Source organism: Streptomyces sp. NPDC001604, assembly GCF_042893475.1.
In the GTDB taxonomy this organism is placed as follows: domain Bacteria; phylum Actinomycetota; class Actinomycetes; order Streptomycetales; family Streptomycetaceae; genus Streptomyces.
In genome coordinates this window covers 166,536-183,928 of the sequence record NZ_JBIAUY010000020.1, presented here as the reverse complement: position 1 = coordinate 183,928, position 17,393 = coordinate 166,536, and the positions used below count along the sequence as shown (strand labels likewise).

Here is a 17,393-nt window from a genome sequence, read left to right as displayed (position 1 = left end):
GTCCTTCTCGCCCTTCCGTATACCGACGATCATCCGCGTCATGGACATCTTGCTCGTCGCCAGCGCGTTCAACAGCCTGTCCCAGCGTGTGTACGCGGAACTGTCCGACGAAGGGCACCACGTGGACGTCGTGCTCGCCTCGCACGGCGCCGAGGCGGTCCGGACCGCCGTTCACGAGACCCGCCCGGATCTGATCATCGCCCCGATGCTGAAGACGGCGCTGCCGGAGGACATCTGGCAGGGGCACACCTGCCTCATCGTGCACCCGGGGCCGCCCGGCGACCGCGGCCCGTCCTCCCTGGACTGGGCGATCGCCGAGGGTGCCTTGCACTGGGGGGTGACGGTGCTGCAGGCCGAGGCGGCCATGGACGCGGGCGCCGTGTGGGCGGCCGGGTCCTTCCCGGTGCCACCGGTCGGCAAGAGCAACCTGTACCGGGGCGAGGCCTCCGACGCCGCCTCGGCCGCCGTCCGGCTGGCGGTGCGGCGGTACGCCGACGGATCGTTCAAGCCGCAGCCGCAGAGCGATCCCGCGATCCGGGTGGTCTGGCGCGACTTCTTCCGTCGCGAGCAGCGAAGGATCGACTGGGAGACCGACACGACGGAGACGGTCCTGCGCAAACTCCGCGGGGCCGACTCCCAGCCGGGAGTCCTGGACGAACTCTGCGGACAGGAGATGTTCCTGCACGGCGGGCATCCCGAGGACCGGCTGCACGGACGGCCCGGCGAACTGCTCGCGACGCGTGCCGGGGCCGTGTGCCGGGCCACCCGGGACGGGGCGGTGTGGATTCCGGAACTGCGGCCCCGCAAGGCCTCCGGCGACCCGGCGCCGTTCCGCCGCCCGGCGGCCTCCGTGCTCGCGTCGTTCCCGGGCCCCTCGCTGCCGGAGGTCGCGGCTCCGCTCGAGTTGCCCTCCGGCCGGATCACCTGGAGCGACATCCGCTACCGGCAGCACGGCGACGTCGGATTCCTGAGCTTCTCCTTCCCCGGCGGGGCGATGAGCACCGGCCACTGCCGCAGGCTGCTGGCCGCCTACCGGTACGCGCTCACCCGCCCCACCTCACTGCTGGTGCTGGGCGCGGCCCGCGACTTCTTCTCCAACGGCATCCACCTCAACGTCATCGAGGCGGCCGCCGACCCCGCCGGCGAGTCCTGGTCCAACCTCAACGCCCTGGACGACCTGGTCGAGGCGGTGCTGCGCACCACCGACCGGATGGTGGTGGCGGCGCTCGGCGGCAACGCCGCGGCCGGCGGCGTCATGCTCGCCCTGGCCGCCGACCAGGTGTGGTGCCGCACGGGCAGCGTCCTCAACCCGCACTACCGGCGGATGGGCCTGTACGGGTCGGAGTTCTGGACGTACACCCTGCCGCGCCGCGTCGGAACCGAGACGGCCGAGCGACTGACGGCCGAGGCCTTGCCGCTGAGCGCCGCGAGCGCCGCACGGATCGGCCTGGTGGACCGTCTGGTGCAGGCCCCGCCGCATGAGTTCACCGCCGAGGTCGAACGGCTGGCGGCCGAACTCGCCCACGACCCGGACCTCCCGCAGCGGATCGCCGCGAAGGCCGCGGCACGCCAGGCGGACGAGGCACGGCAGCCGCTCGCGGAGTACCGGCGGGACGAACTCGCCCGTATGCGTGCCATCTTCTTCGATCCGCAGGCCCCCTACCATGCCCTGCGTACCGCCTTCGTCCGCAAGCTGCCGAACGGCGGGGCCCGGCCCCTGACCCCAGTGGGTGACCCGGTCGCCGGGGATGTCCGGTGACGGGGTCCGGTGCCCGGCTGCTGGTGGCGGGCGTCGGCAACATCTTCCTCTCGGACGACGCCTTCGGGCCCGAGGTGATCCAGGCCCTGGCCCGGCGGCCGCTGCCTCCCGGGGTCCGGGTCCGGGACTTCGGCATCCGCGGTCTGGATCTCGCGTACGAACTGCTCGACGGCTACGACGTGGCCGTCCTGGTCGACGCGGCCGCGCGGGGGCACCGACCGGGCACCCTGTCGCTGATCGAGCCGGAACTGCCCGAGGGCACCACGGGCGCCGCCCCGCCCGAGGCCCATGGCATGGATCCGGCCAAGGTGCTGGCCCTGGCCGCCCACCTGGGCGACGAGCCGCTGCCGCGGGTCCTCGTCCTCGCCTGCGAGCCCGAGGTACGGCCGCGCGGCGACGAGGACATCGCCCCGGGCATCAGCGCAGCGGTTCGCGGGGCGGTCGACCGGGCCGTCGCAGCCCTGCACACCCTGGTCCCGGCACTGCTCGCCGACCCCGCGGCCACGCCTTCGTTGAGCCGCCCGGACGAATCCACGGACCTGTCCGCGGCCGAGGTCCCGCTCCCGGTGGCCGGCGGCATCGAGGATCGGTGACGCACCGACACCCATCTCCCTCGAACGACCGCGAGGAGCAGCGCCCATGTGCGAGTCCATGGACGACGTCACCCAGGCCGTCCTGGCGAAGAACGACGGCCTGGCCGCGAGCCTGCGCGTCGAACTGGCCCGACGCGGGGTCGCCGTCGTCAACCTGCTGTCCAGCCCGGGCAGCGGCAAGACGGAACTGCTCGGGCAGGTGCTGGCCCTGGCGGTCAAGCGCCGCATCCCGGTGGCCGCGCTCACCGCCGACCTGGCGACCGAGAACGACGCCCACCGGCTCGCCCGGTCGGGCGCGCCCGTCAAACAGCTGCTGACCGACGGGCTGTGCCATCTGGAGGCGCGGCAGCTCAGCGGCCATGTGCACGGCTGGCTGCCCGAGGACACCGCGGTGCTGTTCGTGGAGAACGTCGGCAATCTCGTCTGCCCGGCGGCCTACGACCTCGGCGAGAGCCTGCGGATCGTCCTCATGGCGGTCACCGAGGGCGAGGACAAGCCGCTCAAGTACCCCACGGCCTTCGGCTCCGCCCATCTGGTCGTGCTCACCAAGACCGATCTGGCCGAGCCCGCCGGTTTTGACCAGGCCGCCTTCGTCGCCCATGTGCAGCAGGTCAATCCCGGGGTGGAGGTCGTACGGACCTGCGCCCGTGACGGCGCCGGCGTCGCCACCGTGCTGGACCGGGTCCTCGCCGCGCGGGACGGAGCCCCCGTGCACCGGCCTCCCCTCGCGCCGCACCCCCACGGCCACCAGCACGCGCACCAGGCTCCGGGCCTCGCGGCCGGCCGCGTCTCGTGACCGCCCCGGCCGCGCAGGCGGTACGGCGCCGCGTCCTGGTGCGCGGCACGGTGCAGGGCGTGGGTTTCCGCCCCTTCGTACACCGCCTGGCCACCGATCTCGCGCTGGCCGGGTTCGTGAGCAACACGGCGAGCGGCGTGGTCATCGAGGTGGAGGGCCCGCCCGACGCTGTCGCCCGTTTCTGCGGCCTTCTGGCCACGGAGCCGCCACCGCTGGCCGCCGTCACCGGCGTCGGCGTCGAGGACCTGCCCGCCACGGGCGCGGACCACGCCTTCACCATCCGTGCCACCGAACGGTCCGCGGGCCGTACGCTGCTCCCGCCGGACACGGCGGCCTGCGAGGACTGTCTGCGGGAGCTGGCCGATCCGGCCGACCGCCGCCACCGGCACCCGTTCGTCACCTGCACCCACTGCGGCCCCCGCTTCACCATCGCCACGGGGATGCCGTACGACCGGGCGGTCACCACGATGGCCCGCTTCCCCATGTGCCCCGCGTGCGCCCGGGAGTACGGCGACCCCGCCGACCGGCGCTTTCACGCCCAGCCCGTCGCCTGCCCGGAGTGCGGTCCCCGGCTGCGGCTGGTGCCGGCGGCCGGCAGCGGTATCCGTCCTGCACGGGACGGCGACGCCCTGGAAGCGGCGCGGTCGCTGCTGGCAGCGGGCCGCGTCCTCGCCGTCAAGGGCCTCGGCGGCTATCACCTCGCCTGTGACGCCACCGACGCACGCGCCGTCGACACACTGCGCACCCGGAAGGAGCGTGGTGGCAAGCCGTTCGCGGTGATGTGCGCGGATCTGGACACCGTGCAGGGGATCGCCCAGGTCTCCGCTGCCGAGCGCGCGGCGCTCACCGGCCCGCGCCGCCCCATCGTCCTGCTGCGCCCGCGGACACCGGCCGCGCACCTGCGCCTCGCTCCCGGCGTCTGCCCCGGCAGCCCGCAGCTCGGCGTGATGCTGCCCTACACCCCTTTGCACACCCTGCTGTTGGGCCTGCCCGGCGATCCGCCGGGCCCTCGTGTGCTGGTCATGACCAGCGGCAACCGGTCGGGGGAACCGATCGTCACGGACGACGAGGAGGCGCTGACCCGGCTGGACGGGCTGGCCGACGCCTGGCTCACCCACGACCGGGCGATCGCCTCACCGTGCGACGACTCCCTGCTGCGGGTGCGCGCCGACGGCAGCGAGCAGGTGCTGCGCCGGTCCCGGGGGTATGTGCCCCGCCCGCTGCGGGTGCCGGTCGCCGTGCGGCCCGCGCTCGCGGTGGGCGGCGACCTCAAGAACGCACTGTGTGTCGGCGAGGGCGATCAGGCCTGGTTCGGCCCGCACATCGGTGACATGGGCGAACTGACCACGCTGGAGGCCGCCGAGCGGGCGGAGGAGCACATCCGGCGGCTGAGCGGTGTCACCCCCGAACTCGTCGCAGCCGACCGGCACCCCGGCTACCACTCGGCCCGCTGGGCCCGCCGCCGCGCCGCCCAACTGCCCCGGCGTACACCGGTGTTCGTGCAGCACCATCACGCGCACATCGCCTCGACGATGGCCGAGCACGGCCTCGACGGCACCGCACCCGTGATCGGCGTCGCCTTCGACGGAACGGGCTACGGCGACGACGGCACCGTCTGGGGCGGCGAGATCCTGCTCGCCGACTACAGGGGCCACCGGCGCTTCGCCCACCTCTCCCCCGCCCCGCTGCCCGGCGGAGACGCCGGGGTCGCCAACCCATGCCGGCTGGCGCTGGCCCGGCTGTGGGCCGCGGGCCTGCGGTGGGACACGGACCTGCCCTGCGTCGCCGCCTGCTCGTCGACGGAACTGGAACTGCTGGAAAGGCAGTTGGCGCGCGGGGTTGCCTGCGTGGCCACCTCCAGCATGGGCCGGCTCTTCGACGCGGTGTCCTCCCTGCTGGGGGTGTGCCACCGCGCGGGATACGAGGCCCAGGCCGCCCTGGAGCTGGAGGCCGCGGCCGCTTCGGCCCGGGACGCCGACACCTCGGCGTACACCTTCGGTATCGGCCCCGGCCTGTGCGACCCGGCACCGGTGCTTCGCGCACTGGTCGCCGATCTGCGGCGCGGCACGCCGGTCCCCGTGCTCGCGGCGCGCTTCCACCGGGGCGTCGCCCGGGCGGTCCTGGAGATCTCCCGGCAGGCGCGCCGGGACACCGGCCTGGCCACGGTCGCTCTCAGCGGCGGGGTCTTCGCCAACGCACTGCTGGAGGAGGAGTGCACACGGCTGCTGGCCGAGGACGGCTTCGCGGTGCTGCGGCACGGTGAAGTCCCCCCGAACGACGGCGGATTGGCCCTTGGACAACTCGTGGTCGCGGCGCACGAACGACAAGAGGAGTGACCCATGTGTTTGGCAGTGCCCGGCAAGGTCGTGGCCATCGACGACAGTGCCGACCCGCTCACCGGGCTGATCGACTTCGGCGGTGTGCAGAAACAGGCGTGTCTGGAATACGTGTCGGACGTGCGGGTGGGCGAGTACGTCATCGTGCACGTCGGGTTCGCTCTCCAGCGCCTGGACGAGGAATCGGCGCTGGCCTCCCTGCAGCTCTTCGAGGAACTCGGGCTGCTGGAGGAGGAGTTCGGCGACGCCTGGGAGCAGGCGTCGCGGGACGCGGGAGTCGCCGCCGTGAGCGAGGAACCACGAGAGAGCGAGGCCCGGTGAAGTACATCGACGAGTTCAACGACCCCGATCTGGCCCGGCGCCTGCTGGACGAGATCCGCGCCACCGCCACCCGGCCGTGGGCCCTGATGGAGGTGTGCGGCGGGCAGACGCACTCCATCATCCGGCACGGCATCGACCAACTGCTGCCGGAGCAGGTCGAGTTGATCCACGGCCCCGGCTGCCCCGTGTGTGTCACCCCGCTGGAGGTCATCGACAAGGCACTGGAGATCGCCGCGCGCCCCGGGGTGATCTTCTGCTCCTTCGGCGACATGCTCCGGGTTCCGGGCACGGACCGGGACCTGTTCCGGGTCAAGGGCGAGGGCGGCGACGTACGCGTGGTGTACTCACCGCTCGACGCCCTGGAGCTGGCCCGCCGCAACCCGGACCGGGAGGTGGTCTTCTTCGCCATCGGCTTCGAGACCACGGCTCCCGCCAACGCGATGGCCGTGCACCAGGCGCGCCGTCTCGGGCTGACCAACTTCAGCCTGCTGGTGTCGCATGTGCGGGTTCCCCCGGCGATCGAGGCCATCATGACGGCCCCCGAATGCCGGGTGCAGGGCTTCCTGGCCGCCGGACACGTGTGCAGCGTGATGGGCACGGCCGAGTACCCCGAACTGGCCGAGCGGTTCCGGGTGCCGCTCGTGGTGACCGGTTTCGAGCCGCTGGACATCCTGGAGGGCATCCGCCGGGCGGTGCGCCAGCTGGAGCGCGGGGAGCACCGGGTGGAGAACGCGTACCCGCGTGCCGTGCGTGAGGACGGCAACCCGGCCGCCGTACGCATGATCGAGGAGGTCTTCGAGGTCACCGACCGCAACTGGCGGGGCATCGGGCCCATCCCGCTCAGCGGCTGGCGGCTGACCGAGGCGTTCCGCGCGTTCGACGCCGAGCACCGCTTCGACGTCACCGGGATCCGCACCGAGGAGCCCGCCGAGTGCCGCGCCGGAGAGGTGCTCCAGGGACTGATCAAGCCGACCGAGTGCGCCGCGTTCGGCACCACCTGCACCCCGCGCACCCCGCTCGGCGCCACCATGGTCTCCAGCGAGGGCGCCTGCGCGGCCTACTACCTCTACCGCCGGATGAACTCCGCGACGCCGAAGGCCGCGCGGGAGGAGATGAACCCCGTTGCCTGAACTCTTCGAAACCGTGGACCCCGCGGCCTGGACCTGTCCAGCGCCGCTTCGCGACCAGCCCGTGGTGGTCATGGGCCACGGCGGAGGCGGCGCCCTGTCCGCCGAGTTGATGGAGCAGGTCTTCGCCCCCGCCTACGGCAATGCCACCCTCGCCGCGCTCGCCGACTCCGCCGTCCTCGAACTGGGCGGCGCGCGGCTGGCGTTCTCCACCGACTCCTATGTGGTCAGACCGCTGTTCTTTCCCGGCGGCTGCCTGGGCGACCTCGCCGTCAACGGCACGGTCAACGACCTCGCGATGAGCGGTGCCAGGCCCGCCTATCTGTCCGCGGCCTTCGTACTGGAAGAGGGCGTGGAACTGACCGTGGTCGAGCGGATCGCGCGGGCCATGGGCGCGGCGGCCGAGGCGGCGGGGGTCGTCGTTGCCACGGGTGACACCAAGGTGGTGGAGTCCGGGCACGGCGACGGCGTGTACGTCACCACCGCCGGTGTGGGGCTCGTCCCCGACGGGGTGGACATCCGTCCCCAGCGTGCGCGGCCCGGTGACGCCGTCATCGTCAGCGGTCCGATCGGCCTGCACGGGGTGGCGATCATGAGCGTGCGTGAGGGGCTGGAGTTCGGTGTGGAGCTCGCCAGCGACACCGCGCCGCTCGCGGACCTGGTGGCGGCGATGCTGGCGGTCACGCCCGACCTCCACGTCCTGCGCGATCCCACGCGTGGCGGTCTGGCCGCGTCGCTCAACGAGATCGCCCGCGCCTCCGGTACCGGTGTCCGCCTCCAGGAGCGGGCCATTCCGGTGCCGGACGCCGTCGCCAACGCCTGCGGCTTCCTGGGCCTCGACCCGCTCTACGTCGCCAACGAGGGCCGGCTCGTCGCCTTCGTGCCACCGACCGCGGCGGAGGAGGTCCTCGCGGCGATGCGCGCCCACCCGCAGGGCGCCGGGGCCACGCTGATCGGCGAGTGTGTGGCCGAGCACCCGGGGATGGTCGTGGTCTCCACCGGCCTCGGCGGCACCCGGGTGGTGGACCTGCCGCTCGGCGAGCAGCTCCCGCGGATCTGCTGAGCCCGACGCACGAGGCCCCGCCGCAGCATCGAGCTGCGGCGGGGCCTCGTGCATGTCACTCGATCCCGGTGATCTCCAGTTCCCGGCCGCTGCGCAGGTCGTTGGAGGGCCGGTCGCAGTGCGGGCACCAGAAGAACGGGGGCATACCCACCGGGAACTCCTGCGCGCACGCGCCGCAGTAGGCGTGCGCCGGGACCCGCTCCACCACGAGCCGGGCCGCGGCGAGAGCGGTGCCGTCGCGGGCCACCTCGAACGCGAAACTCAGTGCGTCGGGTACGACCCCGGCCAGCTCGCCGACCCGCACGGTCACCGCCGAGACGGCGTCCGTCCCGTCCGCCCGGGCGAGCTCGTCGGCCCGCTCGATGATCGCGGTCGCGATCGACAACTCGTGCACGGTCGGCTCATGGATAGCGGCGGCCTGCGCGGAAGCCGCCGGCCAACCGGTAGATCCGCAACTCGCGCCTGATGCTCGGCAACTCATGGACGAACAGCGCCAGGGCCACGGCACCGGCCAGGGCGGCCTCCGCGATCAGCAGCTGCCGTCCCGTCGTTGCGCTCTGTGCGCCGTCTGATCGTTGGACCTTCATTCCGGCTCCCTGTCGTTCCTCATCCCGGGGGGATGTTCGGCATGACGTCGAGGAGGGCGTCGTGCCGCTTCCAATGGATCCCGGTGGAGCGGCGCGCGTCGGCGGTGCCGTCCTTGTGGTGTCCGGTCTGGCGGCCGTAGGGCCCTGTGTTGCCCTGATGCATGCCGGGCACATGCCCGGTGGCGTCGGGCTTGGCCTGGGGTCGGCCGACTCTGATGTTGCCCATGGGGTGTTCTCCTTTCTCGCCTCCGCGCCGCGGAGGCATGGTCATGGCCGCTCGGTGAGGTCGTCGAAGAACCGCTCGACGGCGGGCCAGACCCGGCCGCCGCCGGACAGGCCGCGCCATTCCCGGCGTACGACGGCGATCATCCGGTAGCAGTCGTCGACCGGGACGATCCAGTGGTGGTCGAGGCCGTGGACGGTGTTCACGAGCAGTGCCTCCACGTCGGGTTCCACGGACGCGAGCTGCGGACAGGTCGCGGTCAGCCGCTGCCAGGCCCCGGCGTCGACCTCCCACCGCATGGCCCCGGCCGGGCTCGGGCCCTCGGCGGTGACCGTGCCGTCGGACCGGGGCACGAAGAACACCAGCCCGACGGGCACGCCCAGGATCTCAGTGTCCACCCGGGGGAGCCTGATCCGCCTGCGGGGGACGAGCCGGTAGTGCCCGTCGCCCGCGCCGCTGTCGGCGAACAGCACCGAGCAGGGCCCGCAGGCGCAGCGCACCTCGTCGTCGGCGGTGTCGTACAGGTGGCGGTGTTCCTCGGGCACCGGCGCGGCGCACAGGTCGCACCGCTCCGTCTCAGCCGCCGGCGTGGCCTCGGCGGAGGAGCGGATGAGGCGGGCGAGCGCGCCGTCCGTGGTCACGGTGTGCCTCGGTGGGTGAGCGTCGTCAGCGGTACGAAGGCCGGGGCGGTGGTCTGCACCTGCTCCACCTCCGTCAGCTCCGGGGCCACGGCGAGCACCGCCTCCCGGACGGCGGCGGTGACGTCGCCCGTCCCGCCGCCGCAGCCGGAGCCGCAGCCGCCGCCCGCCGTCAGCCGTACGCGGCCCACCGCACCGTCCACGCCGGCCCACTCCACGTCACCGCCGCGTTCCTGTACGGCGGGCCGCAGTCGCTCGACCGCGCGGGCCGCACGGCGCTCTACGGGCTCGGGGTGGATCGCGTGCAGAACCAGCAGGTGCCCCACCAGCTCGTCGTCGGCGAGGCGTTCGGCCAACTGCGCGTCCGCGTGGTCCATGACCCGGGCGAGCGCCTCGCCGTAGACCTCGGTCAGCAGCCGTACCGTCTCGACTGCGGGGCGGGTGGCGGGTCCGGGCGTGGACTCGAGTTCTTCCAGCAGCTGGTCGAGCCGGGTCAGCCGGGCCACGACGGCCGGGTCCGCGAGCCGCTCGGGCTCAGCCATGGTTCGCGCCGTACGTCGGCGAGTGCAGGGTGGTCAGGGTCTTGCCCTTGCCGACGTACATGTGCACGCCGCACGGCAGACAGGGGTCGAAGCTGCGGACGGTGCGCATGATGTCGACGCCCTTGAAGTCGTCCGGTCCGTTCTCCTCGAAGATCGGCTGTCCCTGGACGGCGTCCTCGTAGGGGCCGGGGGTGCCGAACTTGTCGCGGGGGCTGGCGTTCCACGGAGTGGGCGGGTACGGGTGGTAGTTGGCGATCTTCTTGTCCTTGATCACCAGGTGGTGGGAGAGGACTCCGCGCACCGCTTCGTGGAAGCCGCAGCCGATGGCCTCGTCCGGCACCTCGAAGTTCTCGAAGACCTTGGTGTCGCCGTCGCGCACCAGACCCATGGCCTCGTCCAGGAACTGCAGGGCCATGGCCGCCGCGTAGGCGACGAAGTAGGGCCGGGCGCGGTCCCGTTCGATGGTGTTGCTCCACTTCGGGATGCGCCACTCCAGGGTGGTCTCCGGCAGCGACTCGCCCTTGGGCAGCGAGATGCGCACGCTGTGGCCGGTGGACTTGATGTACGGGGTGTCGACCAGTCCGCTCAGCGCGGTGGACCAGAGGCGGGCGAGCGGGCCGCCGCCGGTGTCCAGGGCGAGGTGGTCGCCGCTGCGCGCGTCGTACCAGCGCGGGCTCATCACCCAGCTGTACTTGTCGTCGAAGTTCCGCTTCTGCGGGACCGGCACGGTGGTCTGGTTCCACGGGTGGCGCATGTCGACGGGGTTGCCCAGCGGGTCGTGGGTGACGAAGGGCTGCTCGCCCACCCAGTCCTCGTAGTACGAGCTGCCGAGCATGATCCGCAGTCCGAGGTTGATGTCGACGAGGTTGTTGGTGACCAGTTCGCCGTCGACGACGATGCCGGGGGTGACGTACATCGCCTTGCCCCAGGTGTTCATGTTCTCGTAGCGGTAGTCGACGACGTCGGGGTTCTGCCACGCGCCCCAGCAGCCCAGCAGGATGCGGCGGTTGCCGACCTGTTCGTAGCCGGGCAGTGCCTCGTAGAAGAAGTCGAAGACGTCGTCGTTCATGGCGACGGCCTTCTTGACGAAGTCGATGACCCGCATGAGGCGGCTGAGGTAGTCGGTGAAGACGGTCGGCTGCGGCAGCGTGCCCACGCCGCCCGGGTACAGCGTGGAGGGGTGGACGTGGCGTCCCTCCATCAGGCAGAACATCTCGCGGGTGACCCGGCTGACCTTCAGGGCCTCCTTGTAGACCTCGCCCTCGAAGGGGTTGAAGGCCTTCATGATGTCGGCGATGGTCCGGTAGCCGTGGATGTCCCCGCGGGGGGCGTCGGAGCGTTCGGCGCGGGCCAGCACACCGGGGTTGGTGGCCTTGACCATGGCTTCGCAGAAGTCCACGAAGACCAGGTTGTCCTGGAAGATCGTGTGGTCGAACATGTACTCGGCGGCTTCGCCGAGGTTGACGATGTGCTCGGCGAGCCGTGGCGGTTTGACCCCGTAGGCCATCTGCTGGGCGTAGTCGGAGCAGGTGGTGTGGTTGTCGCCGCAGATGCCGCAGATGCGGGAGGTGATGAAACCCGCGTCCCGGGGGTCCTTGCCCTTCATGAACACCGAGTAGCCGCGGAAGAGCGACGACGTGCTGTGGCACTCCACGACTTCCCGGTTGGCGAAGTCGATCTTCGTGTAGATGCCCAGGTTCCCGATGATGCGGGTGATCGGGTCCCAGGACATGTCCACGAGCTGCGGCGGCTTGCGTCCCGTGGGCCGGGCCTCGGTTGTGGTCATCGCTGTTACTGCCCCTTGCTGTCGCTGTTCCGTAGGTCGGTCCGTGGTGAGGGTGTGCGGGTCGGGCGGTGTCAGGGACGCCAGTGCGGGTCGTAACCGCTGGTCAGCTTCCGCTTGTTGTGGCGCCACTTGGGTTCGTGGTTGACCAGCTCGTTCGTGAAGCCGCGCAGTCGGCGGATGACGGCCCCGTACGGCTTGACGATCATCGAGGAGAGTGTTCCGCCGGGCGGCTCGTCCATGAACGGCATGAACGCGTCGGGGAAGCCGGGCATGGTGCAGCCGATGCAGATGCCGCCGACGTTCGGGCAGCCGCCGATGCCCGCCATCCAGCCGCGCTTGGGGACGTTGCAGTTGACGACCGGGCCCCAACAGCCCGTCTTCACGAGGCACTTGGGCGAGTTGTAGTCCTTGCCGAAGTTGCCCTGCTCGTAGTACGAGCCGCGGTCGCAGCCCTCGTGGACCGTCTTTCCGAACAGCCACTGCGGGCGCAGCATGTGGTCGAGCGGGGGCGGCGGAGCGGAGCCGGCCGCGTGGTAGAGGACCCAGATCAGGGTCTCCATGAAGTTCTCGGGCTGGATCGGGCAGCCGGGGACGTTCACCACGGGCAGGCCGCCCTGGGACCTGAAGTCCCAGCCCAGGTAGTCCGCGAGGCCCATGCAGCCGGTCGGGTTGCCGGCCATGGCGTGGATGCCGCCGAAGGTGGCGCAGGTGCCGGCGGCCACCACCGCCCAGGCCTTGGGGGCGAGTTGGTCGATCCACCAGTTGAGGGTCTGCGGTTCGCCGGTCTCGGGGTCGTTGCCGAAGGACGTCCAGTAGCCGTCGCCCTCGATGATGTTCTGGTTGGGGATCGAGCCCTCGATGACGAGGATGAACGGGGCCAGTTCGCCGCGTACCGCGGCCCGGTAGGGGGCGAGGAAGTCCTCGCCGCCCAGGCTCGGGGAGAGCACCTTGTTGACCAGGTTCACCTTGGGCAGGCCCGGGATCAGGCCGAGGACCAGGTCCTCGATGGAGGGCTGGTCGGCGGCCGTCAGGGAGACGGTGTCGCCGTCGCAGCTCATGCCCTCGGAGATCCAGAGGATGTGGAGCTCGTCGAAGCCCTGCCGTTCCTCGCCGCGGCCGGGTTCGGCGCTGACCTCGGTGGTGCTGCTGTGTGTCGTCATGTCAACGGCCTCCGGTGCGGGGGGTGTCGGAGTCGGTGGGCTGGAGTGGTTCGAGTTCGTCGGGCCGGAAGTAGTGGAAACGGCCGTACCAGCTGTGCAGTTCGGCTGCGGGGTCGTCGTCGAGGGTGACGGCGAGGTGGACGCTGCCGTCCACGTCGTGGAAGACGGCGGCCACTTCGGCGGTCCGTCCGGCCAGGAACATGTCCTGGGCGTCGGCGCCCCGGCTGCGTGGCCGAAGCCTTACGCGGCTGCCGCCGCCGAGGGGGACACCGTCGACGAGCACCGTGTCGGTGGACGGGGAGAGTCCGTCGTCGGCGCCCTCCTGCCACCAGGCGGGGCGTTCGGTGGGCGGGGGCGAAGGGTTGGCCGGGGCCAGGGAGCGGACGGCGCCGTGCAGCCGTGCGAAGACCTCCGGGGGCATGGTGTCGACCCGGTCGAGGATCGCGGCGGCCCGTGGGTCGGTGGCGCGTGCCTCGCGTTTCTCCTCGTCCGTCAGCAGCATGGTGCGCAGCGTGAGGATCTCGTCGATCTCCGCGGCGTCGTGCAGATCCCCGGGGCTCTCCGGGGCCACCTGCGGATGGTCGGGAAGGATGATCGGCGAGGAGAGCAGGACGTGGCCCGTGGCGCCGGTGCGGGACGTGGAGGGTTCGCCGCCGAGGACGGGGAAGGTGAATTCGTTCCGGCACCTGTCCGCGTGGGCCCGCAGGTCCTCGGGCGGATCGATCAGTGAGACGAATTCGAGGCCGTCACCGCCGATCAGCGTGTGCGCGGCGATGAGCGCGCCACTCAGCGCTTTCTCGCGCGTGGCCCGCGGATCCGGCGCAGGTCCCGTGTTGGTGGTGCACACCCTGAGACGGCAGAGGTTCTCCCCCAACTGCTCGGCGCCGAGGGTGACATCGGCCCGTACCTCTTCGCGACGGCGCACCACGCGCCCTACGCCCGAGGGCAGGGCCTCGATGTCCCTGCCGGCCGCCGCTCCCGCCGGAAAAATGCGTTCGCCCTGGAGGAGGTCGTCCAGCGGGACCGCGATGTCCACTTCGCACGGCACGGCCTCGTCGAAGGTCAGATGCACCGTGCCGTCGTCGGTGCGCAGCGACTCGACCTCTCGGAGGCGGCCGTGGCCGGTCTCCTCCACCTGCTTGCGCTGCAGTTGGAGGTATCGAAGCCTCAGCCGCAGGGTTGCGCCGGGCTGCCGGATCCTCAGCAGCACCTCGGTCTGCTGGTACCAGGAGTCGGCGGAGCCTGACACATTGGGGACGACCGGGCCGTCCTGCTCCACCCAGGCCCGCGGGAAGAGCACTCCGAACTGCCAGCGGACGCGGTTCTTGGCCGACGACCGACGGTAGGGATAGAGCAGGTAGCCCTCATACAGGATCGCGTCGGCGACGGCACTCAACTGCTCGAAGCCGTGCCGGGACCGGTCGGCCGGCAGACCCGGGGCGTCCCTCGTGGCGGGGGGCGCCATGCCGCCCTCGACCGAACCCTGCGACATCGCGCCTCCTCGTCACCGCATGCACGCCCATGCCTTCCACCACCGTCACACCACCTACGCACCCTCGCCTCCTCCGGCGCATCGTCACTGAGCCGTTCGGGGGGTCACTCGGAGTGGTGGGGGCGGTCCGCGGCAAAGCGGATGGGAGTGTCGTCGGCCGCTCGGCGGCAGAAGTCGTCACAGGCCCGGCGGGGCACCGCGCGGGGGGGGCGGCCGGAAGCGCCACGCCGAGCAGCGCCACGCCGCGGCCAGGCGAAGGCACAACACCTAGCCCAGCAGGAACGCCGCGCCATGAGCCTGCGGGAACGCCACACCATGGCCAGGGCGTCGCGCCGTGAGCCGGCAGGGGCGCCACGCCATGGCCCGACAGGGCACCGCGCCGGGGGGCGGCCGGGAGCGCCACGACGCAGTCAGGCGAAGGCCCCACGCCACGAGGGGGCGGGAACGCCCCACCATGCCCCGGCAGGGCACCGCTCCGCGGGCCGACGAAGCCACCGCGCCATAGCCCGGCAGGGGCACCGCGACGCGGTCAGGCGAAGACACCACGCCATAACACGGCGATAGCGCCACGCCATAGCCGGGCAGGGCACCACGCCTCGGCCCGGCGAAAGCACCACGCCATGAACCGGCAGCAACACCACACCATGGCCCGCAGGGGACTGCGCCGCGGGGCCGGCAGGGGCACCGCGCCATGGCCAGAAGGCGTACCGCGCCGCGGTCAGGCGGAGGCACCACGCCATAGCCCGGCGGGAGCACCACACCATAGCCCGGCAGGCGCACCGCGCCCCTGCCCGGCGAAGGCCCCGTGCCGCCGAGCGGCGGGAGCACCGCGCCGTTTCAACCCGTCGGAGTCGTCCACCCCGGCGGGCGCAGAAACGCGAGCAGTTGGTGGACCAGTTCGTCCACCACTTCGTCGAGCGTGGCGTTCACCCAGCCGGCGCTCCAGTCGTGCAACAGCCCGTTGACGCTGCCGATGAAGGCCGTCGCCGCGATGCGGTAGTCGCGGGGCGCCGCCTCTCCGTGGGCGGCGGCACTGTCCGCCTCGGCACAGATGAGGTCCACCCAGCGGGAGCGGCGGGCCAGGCGCTGTTCCTCCAGGCGTGCGCTGACGCCGATGATCTCGACGAAGGTGATCCTGATCCGGCGTGGATCGCCGGTGACGTTCCGGGCGTAGGCCCGGAAGATGGCGGTGACGCGCTCGGCGAGCGGGAGCCCTTGGGCCTCGGCGAACGCGGTCAGTACGGCCTCCTCGGCCCAGTCGTTGACCTGGAGGTGCAGCGCGGCCAGCACGTCCTCGAGGGTGCGGAACTCCTCGTAGAACTGGCGGGTGGACAGGCCCGCGGCCTCGCTGAGTGCCGCGACCGTGGTGGCGCGGTAGCCGGGATCGCCACCGAAGAGTTCGAGGGCGGCGTCCAGGAATCGCCTGCGCCGCTCGGCCTGCCGTTCCGCGGCGGTCTTGCCGCCGTACCGTCCGGTCGGCGCCTTGAGCCTTCCCGCCACTGAGCCTCCCTTGTCGCCCGCCGCGCCAATTTTGTCGTGTACGCAGTCTTGTGGAGAAGGGCACCCCTTCCTTACTTTCCAGTAAGTAAGAATCTGAACGCGCCAGTTTTCAGATTCGGCCTTAATTTCCTTTGGCATGCCCTCATCACACCCGCCCGCAGAGGAGAGAGCACTCATGCCTGCCTTCAGATCCAGGCACATCTGCTCCGTAGCCGCCGCCCTCGTCCTGACCGTCGCCGCACCCGCAACCGCCGCCACCGCCGACTCGTCCGCAGCGCTGCGCGAGGTGCTGTTCGTGGGCAACAACTGGGACGGCACCGCCACCGTCCTGAAGTCGTCCGGCGACTTCGCCGAGGTCGGGAAGATCAACGTCGTTCCCGACAAGGCGCAGCGCATCGCGGAGATCAACGCCGACCCCATCAAGTGGATCTACTACACGGCCATCCGCAACCAGGTCGGCCAGGGCCACGACCAGTACGTCGACGACATGTACTCCACCCCCGACGGCACCTCCGTGGTCGTCTCCCGGCCCAGCTTCGCCGATGTCGTCTCCATCGACCTGGCCACCGACAAGATCAACTGGCGTTTCCCGGTGGCCGGTTACCGTGCCGACCACATGGCCGTCTCCCCCGACGGCACCAAGGTCGCGGTCTCCGCGTCCACCGCCGACAAGGTGCAGGTGCTGGACATCAACACCGGCAAGGAACTGGGCGAGTTCGGCACCGGTGACAAGCCGCACGAGAACGTCTTCACCAACGGCGGCAAGTACATCTGGAACATGGCGATCGGCGAGGTCACCACCTCCCTCGACGACCCGTCGGCGGACTGGACCAAGGGCGACCGTCACATCACCGTCGTCGACGCCACCACGTACAAGACGGTCAGGACCATCGACATGCGCGACCGGCTGGACGCGATCGGCCTGAAGGACTTCTCCGATGCGGTGCGGCCCGCCGCCTTCACCCCCGACTGGTCGAAGATGTACTTCCAGGTGTCGTTCTTCAACGGCTTCCTGGAGTACGACATCGCCACCGACAAGATCACCCGAGTGAAGACGCTGCCGGTGAACCCGGCGACCAGCACCGACCGCACCACCTGGCTGCTGGACTCGCGCCACCACGGCATCTCGATGAGCCCCGACGGCGGCAAGCTGTGCGTCGCCGGGACGATGGACAACTACGCCACCGTCGTCGACCGGGCCACCCTCCAGGAGGGCCCGCTCGTCACCGCGTCCACCCCGTACTGGGCCACGGTCAGCGGCGACGGCAAGGACTGCATCATCTCCGAGAGCGGCGCCGACCAGGTCACGGCGATCGACTTCACGACCGGCCAGAAGGTCACGTCCGTGCCGGTCGGGGACCATCCGCAGCGGGTACGGCTCGGCCATGTGCAGGCCGGGTGGACGGGTCCTTCCGCGAGCTGATCCCACCTCACCGACGGCGCCGGACGATGCAGTCCGGCGCCGTCGGC

17 protein-coding genes are annotated in these 17,393 nt (G+C 71.5%); 8 read left to right on the top strand and 9 right to left on the bottom strand.

What is annotated here, in order from left to right:
• Window positions 1-40: 40 nt before the first annotated feature.
• The 7 genes from ACFY1E_RS39175 to hypE are packed head-to-tail and all read left to right on the top strand — an operon-like array spanning window position 41 to window position 7,995.
• Window positions 41-1,759, top strand: coding sequence for a hydrogenase maturation protein (locus ACFY1E_RS39175; protein ID WP_389085069.1), 1,719 nt, complete (start codon window positions 41-43; stop codon window positions 1,757-1,759).
• Window positions 1,756-2,352 carry a hydrogenase maturation protease gene (locus ACFY1E_RS39170; protein ID WP_389085067.1) on the top strand — a complete coding sequence of 199 codons (597 nt, stop codon included), beginning with the start codon at window positions 1,756-1,758 and terminating at the stop codon, window positions 2,350-2,352. The genes ACFY1E_RS39175 and ACFY1E_RS39170 overlap by 4 nt, the downstream gene beginning before the upstream one ends.
• A 46-nt stretch (window positions 2,353-2,398) precedes the next feature.
• The gene (gene hypB / locus ACFY1E_RS39165) at window positions 2,399-3,148 is read left to right on the top strand and encodes a hydrogenase nickel incorporation protein HypB (RefSeq protein ID WP_389085064.1); all 750 of its coding nucleotides are present in this window, start codon (window positions 2,399-2,401) and stop codon (window positions 3,146-3,148) included.
• Window positions 3,145-5,484 (top strand): carbamoyltransferase HypF, encoded by a 2,340-nt coding sequence (gene hypF, locus ACFY1E_RS39160; RefSeq protein WP_389085062.1) that lies wholly within the window; start codon window positions 3,145-3,147, stop codon window positions 5,482-5,484. Before hypB ends, hypF begins: the two co-directional genes overlap by 4 nt.
• Window positions 5,485-5,487: 3 nt before the next feature.
• Complete coding sequence (locus ACFY1E_RS39155; protein WP_365846168.1) at window positions 5,488-5,805, top strand: HypC/HybG/HupF family hydrogenase formation chaperone; 318 nt, start codon at window positions 5,488-5,490, stop codon at window positions 5,803-5,805.
• Window positions 5,802-6,935 (top strand): hydrogenase formation protein HypD, encoded by a 1,134-nt coding sequence (gene hypD / locus ACFY1E_RS39150; protein WP_389085060.1) that lies wholly within the window; start codon window positions 5,802-5,804, stop codon window positions 6,933-6,935. Before ACFY1E_RS39155 ends, hypD begins: the two co-directional genes overlap by 4 nt.
• Window positions 6,928-7,995 (top strand): hydrogenase expression/formation protein HypE, encoded by a 1,068-nt coding sequence (gene hypE / locus ACFY1E_RS39145; RefSeq protein ID WP_389085057.1) that lies wholly within the window; start codon window positions 6,928-6,930, stop codon window positions 7,993-7,995. The genes hypD and hypE overlap by 8 nt, the downstream gene beginning before the upstream one ends.
• A gap of 55 nt (window positions 7,996-8,050) precedes the next feature.
• On the opposite strand, the gene hypA is transcribed toward hypE, so the two are convergent.
• The 9 genes from hypA to ACFY1E_RS39100 all read right to left on the bottom strand — a co-directional run bounded on the left by hypA (window position 8,051) and on the right by ACFY1E_RS39100 (window position 15,923).
• Window positions 8,051-8,389, bottom strand: a complete 339-nt coding sequence (gene hypA, locus ACFY1E_RS39140) for a hydrogenase maturation nickel metallochaperone HypA (RefSeq protein WP_389085055.1) — start codon at window positions 8,387-8,389, stop codon at window positions 8,051-8,053.
• Between the two features lie 7 nt (window positions 8,390-8,396).
• The gene (locus tag ACFY1E_RS39135) at window positions 8,397-8,582 is read right to left on the bottom strand and encodes a hypothetical protein (protein WP_389085053.1); all 186 of its coding nucleotides are present in this window, start codon (window positions 8,580-8,582) and stop codon (window positions 8,397-8,399) included.
• 19 nt (window positions 8,583-8,601) lie between these two features.
• The gene (locus ACFY1E_RS39130) at window positions 8,602-8,808 is read right to left on the bottom strand and encodes a hypothetical protein (RefSeq protein WP_389085050.1); all 207 of its coding nucleotides are present in this window, start codon (window positions 8,806-8,808) and stop codon (window positions 8,602-8,604) included.
• Between the two features lie 41 nt (window positions 8,809-8,849).
• Window positions 8,850-9,446 carry a DUF5947 family protein gene (locus tag ACFY1E_RS39125; protein ID WP_389085048.1) on the bottom strand — a complete coding sequence of 199 codons (597 nt, stop codon included), beginning with the start codon at window positions 9,444-9,446 and terminating at the stop codon, window positions 8,850-8,852.
• Complete coding sequence (locus ACFY1E_RS39120; RefSeq protein ID WP_389085045.1) at window positions 9,443-9,985, bottom strand: NifU family protein; 543 nt, start codon at window positions 9,983-9,985, stop codon at window positions 9,443-9,445. Before ACFY1E_RS39120 ends, ACFY1E_RS39125 begins: the two co-directional genes overlap by 4 nt.
• Entirely contained in the window at window positions 9,978-11,771 is a 1,794-nt protein-coding gene (locus tag ACFY1E_RS39115) for a nickel-dependent hydrogenase large subunit (protein WP_389085043.1), read from the bottom strand. The genes ACFY1E_RS39120 and ACFY1E_RS39115 overlap by 8 nt, the downstream gene beginning before the upstream one ends.
• Window positions 11,772-11,842: 71 nt before the next feature.
• Entirely contained in the window at window positions 11,843-12,931 is a 1,089-nt protein-coding gene (locus tag ACFY1E_RS39110; protein WP_389085040.1) for a hydrogenase expression protein HypE, read from the bottom strand.
• Window position 12,932: 1 nt separating this feature from the next.
• Window positions 12,933-14,423, bottom strand: a complete 1,491-nt coding sequence (locus ACFY1E_RS39105) for a hypothetical protein (RefSeq protein WP_389085038.1) — start codon at window positions 14,421-14,423, stop codon at window positions 12,933-12,935.
• 837 nt (window positions 14,424-15,260) lie between these two features.
• Entirely contained in the window at window positions 15,261-15,923 is a 663-nt protein-coding gene (locus ACFY1E_RS39100; protein WP_389085035.1) for a TetR/AcrR family transcriptional regulator, read from the bottom strand.
• Window positions 15,924-16,098: 175 nt separating this feature from the next.
• On the opposite strand from ACFY1E_RS39100, the gene ACFY1E_RS39095 reads away from it, so the two are divergent.
• Window positions 16,099-17,346, top strand: coding sequence for a YncE family protein (locus ACFY1E_RS39095; RefSeq protein ID WP_389085033.1), 1,248 nt, complete (start codon window positions 16,099-16,101; stop codon window positions 17,344-17,346).
• Window positions 17,347-17,393 lie beyond the last annotated feature (47 nt).

What these genes read in the sequence shown, in the direction of transcription:
- hypB (WP_389085064.1), top strand. Translation starts at nt 2,399, where the DNA reads ATGTGCGAGTCCATGGACGACGTCACCCAGGCCGTCCTGGCGAAGAAC.
- ACFY1E_RS39110 (WP_389085040.1), bottom strand. Translation starts at nt 12,931, where the DNA reads ATGACGACACACAGCAGCACCACCGAGGTCAGCGCCGAACCCGGCCGC.
- ACFY1E_RS39175 (WP_389085069.1), top strand. Translation starts at nt 41, where the DNA reads ATGGACATCTTGCTCGTCGCCAGCGCGTTCAACAGCCTGTCCCAGCGT.
- ACFY1E_RS39115 (WP_389085043.1), bottom strand. Translation starts at nt 11,771, where the DNA reads ATGACCACAACCGAGGCCCGGCCCACGGGACGCAAGCCGCCGCAGCTC.
- ACFY1E_RS39130 (WP_389085050.1), bottom strand. Translation starts at nt 8,808, where the DNA reads ATGGGCAACATCAGAGTCGGCCGACCCCAGGCCAAGCCCGACGCCACC.
- ACFY1E_RS39135 (WP_389085053.1), bottom strand. Translation starts at nt 8,582, where the DNA reads ATGAAGGTCCAACGATCAGACGGCGCACAGAGCGCAACGACGGGACGG.
- ACFY1E_RS39120 (WP_389085045.1), bottom strand. Translation starts at nt 9,985, where the DNA reads ATGGCTGAGCCCGAGCGGCTCGCGGACCCGGCCGTCGTGGCCCGGCTG.
- ACFY1E_RS39105 (WP_389085038.1), bottom strand. Translation starts at nt 14,423, where the DNA reads ATGTCGCAGGGTTCGGTCGAGGGCGGCATGGCGCCCCCCGCCACGAGG.
- ACFY1E_RS39095 (WP_389085033.1), top strand. Translation starts at nt 16,099, where the DNA reads ATGCCTGCCTTCAGATCCAGGCACATCTGCTCCGTAGCCGCCGCCCTC.
- ACFY1E_RS39155 (WP_365846168.1), top strand. Translation starts at nt 5,488, where the DNA reads ATGTGTTTGGCAGTGCCCGGCAAGGTCGTGGCCATCGACGACAGTGCC.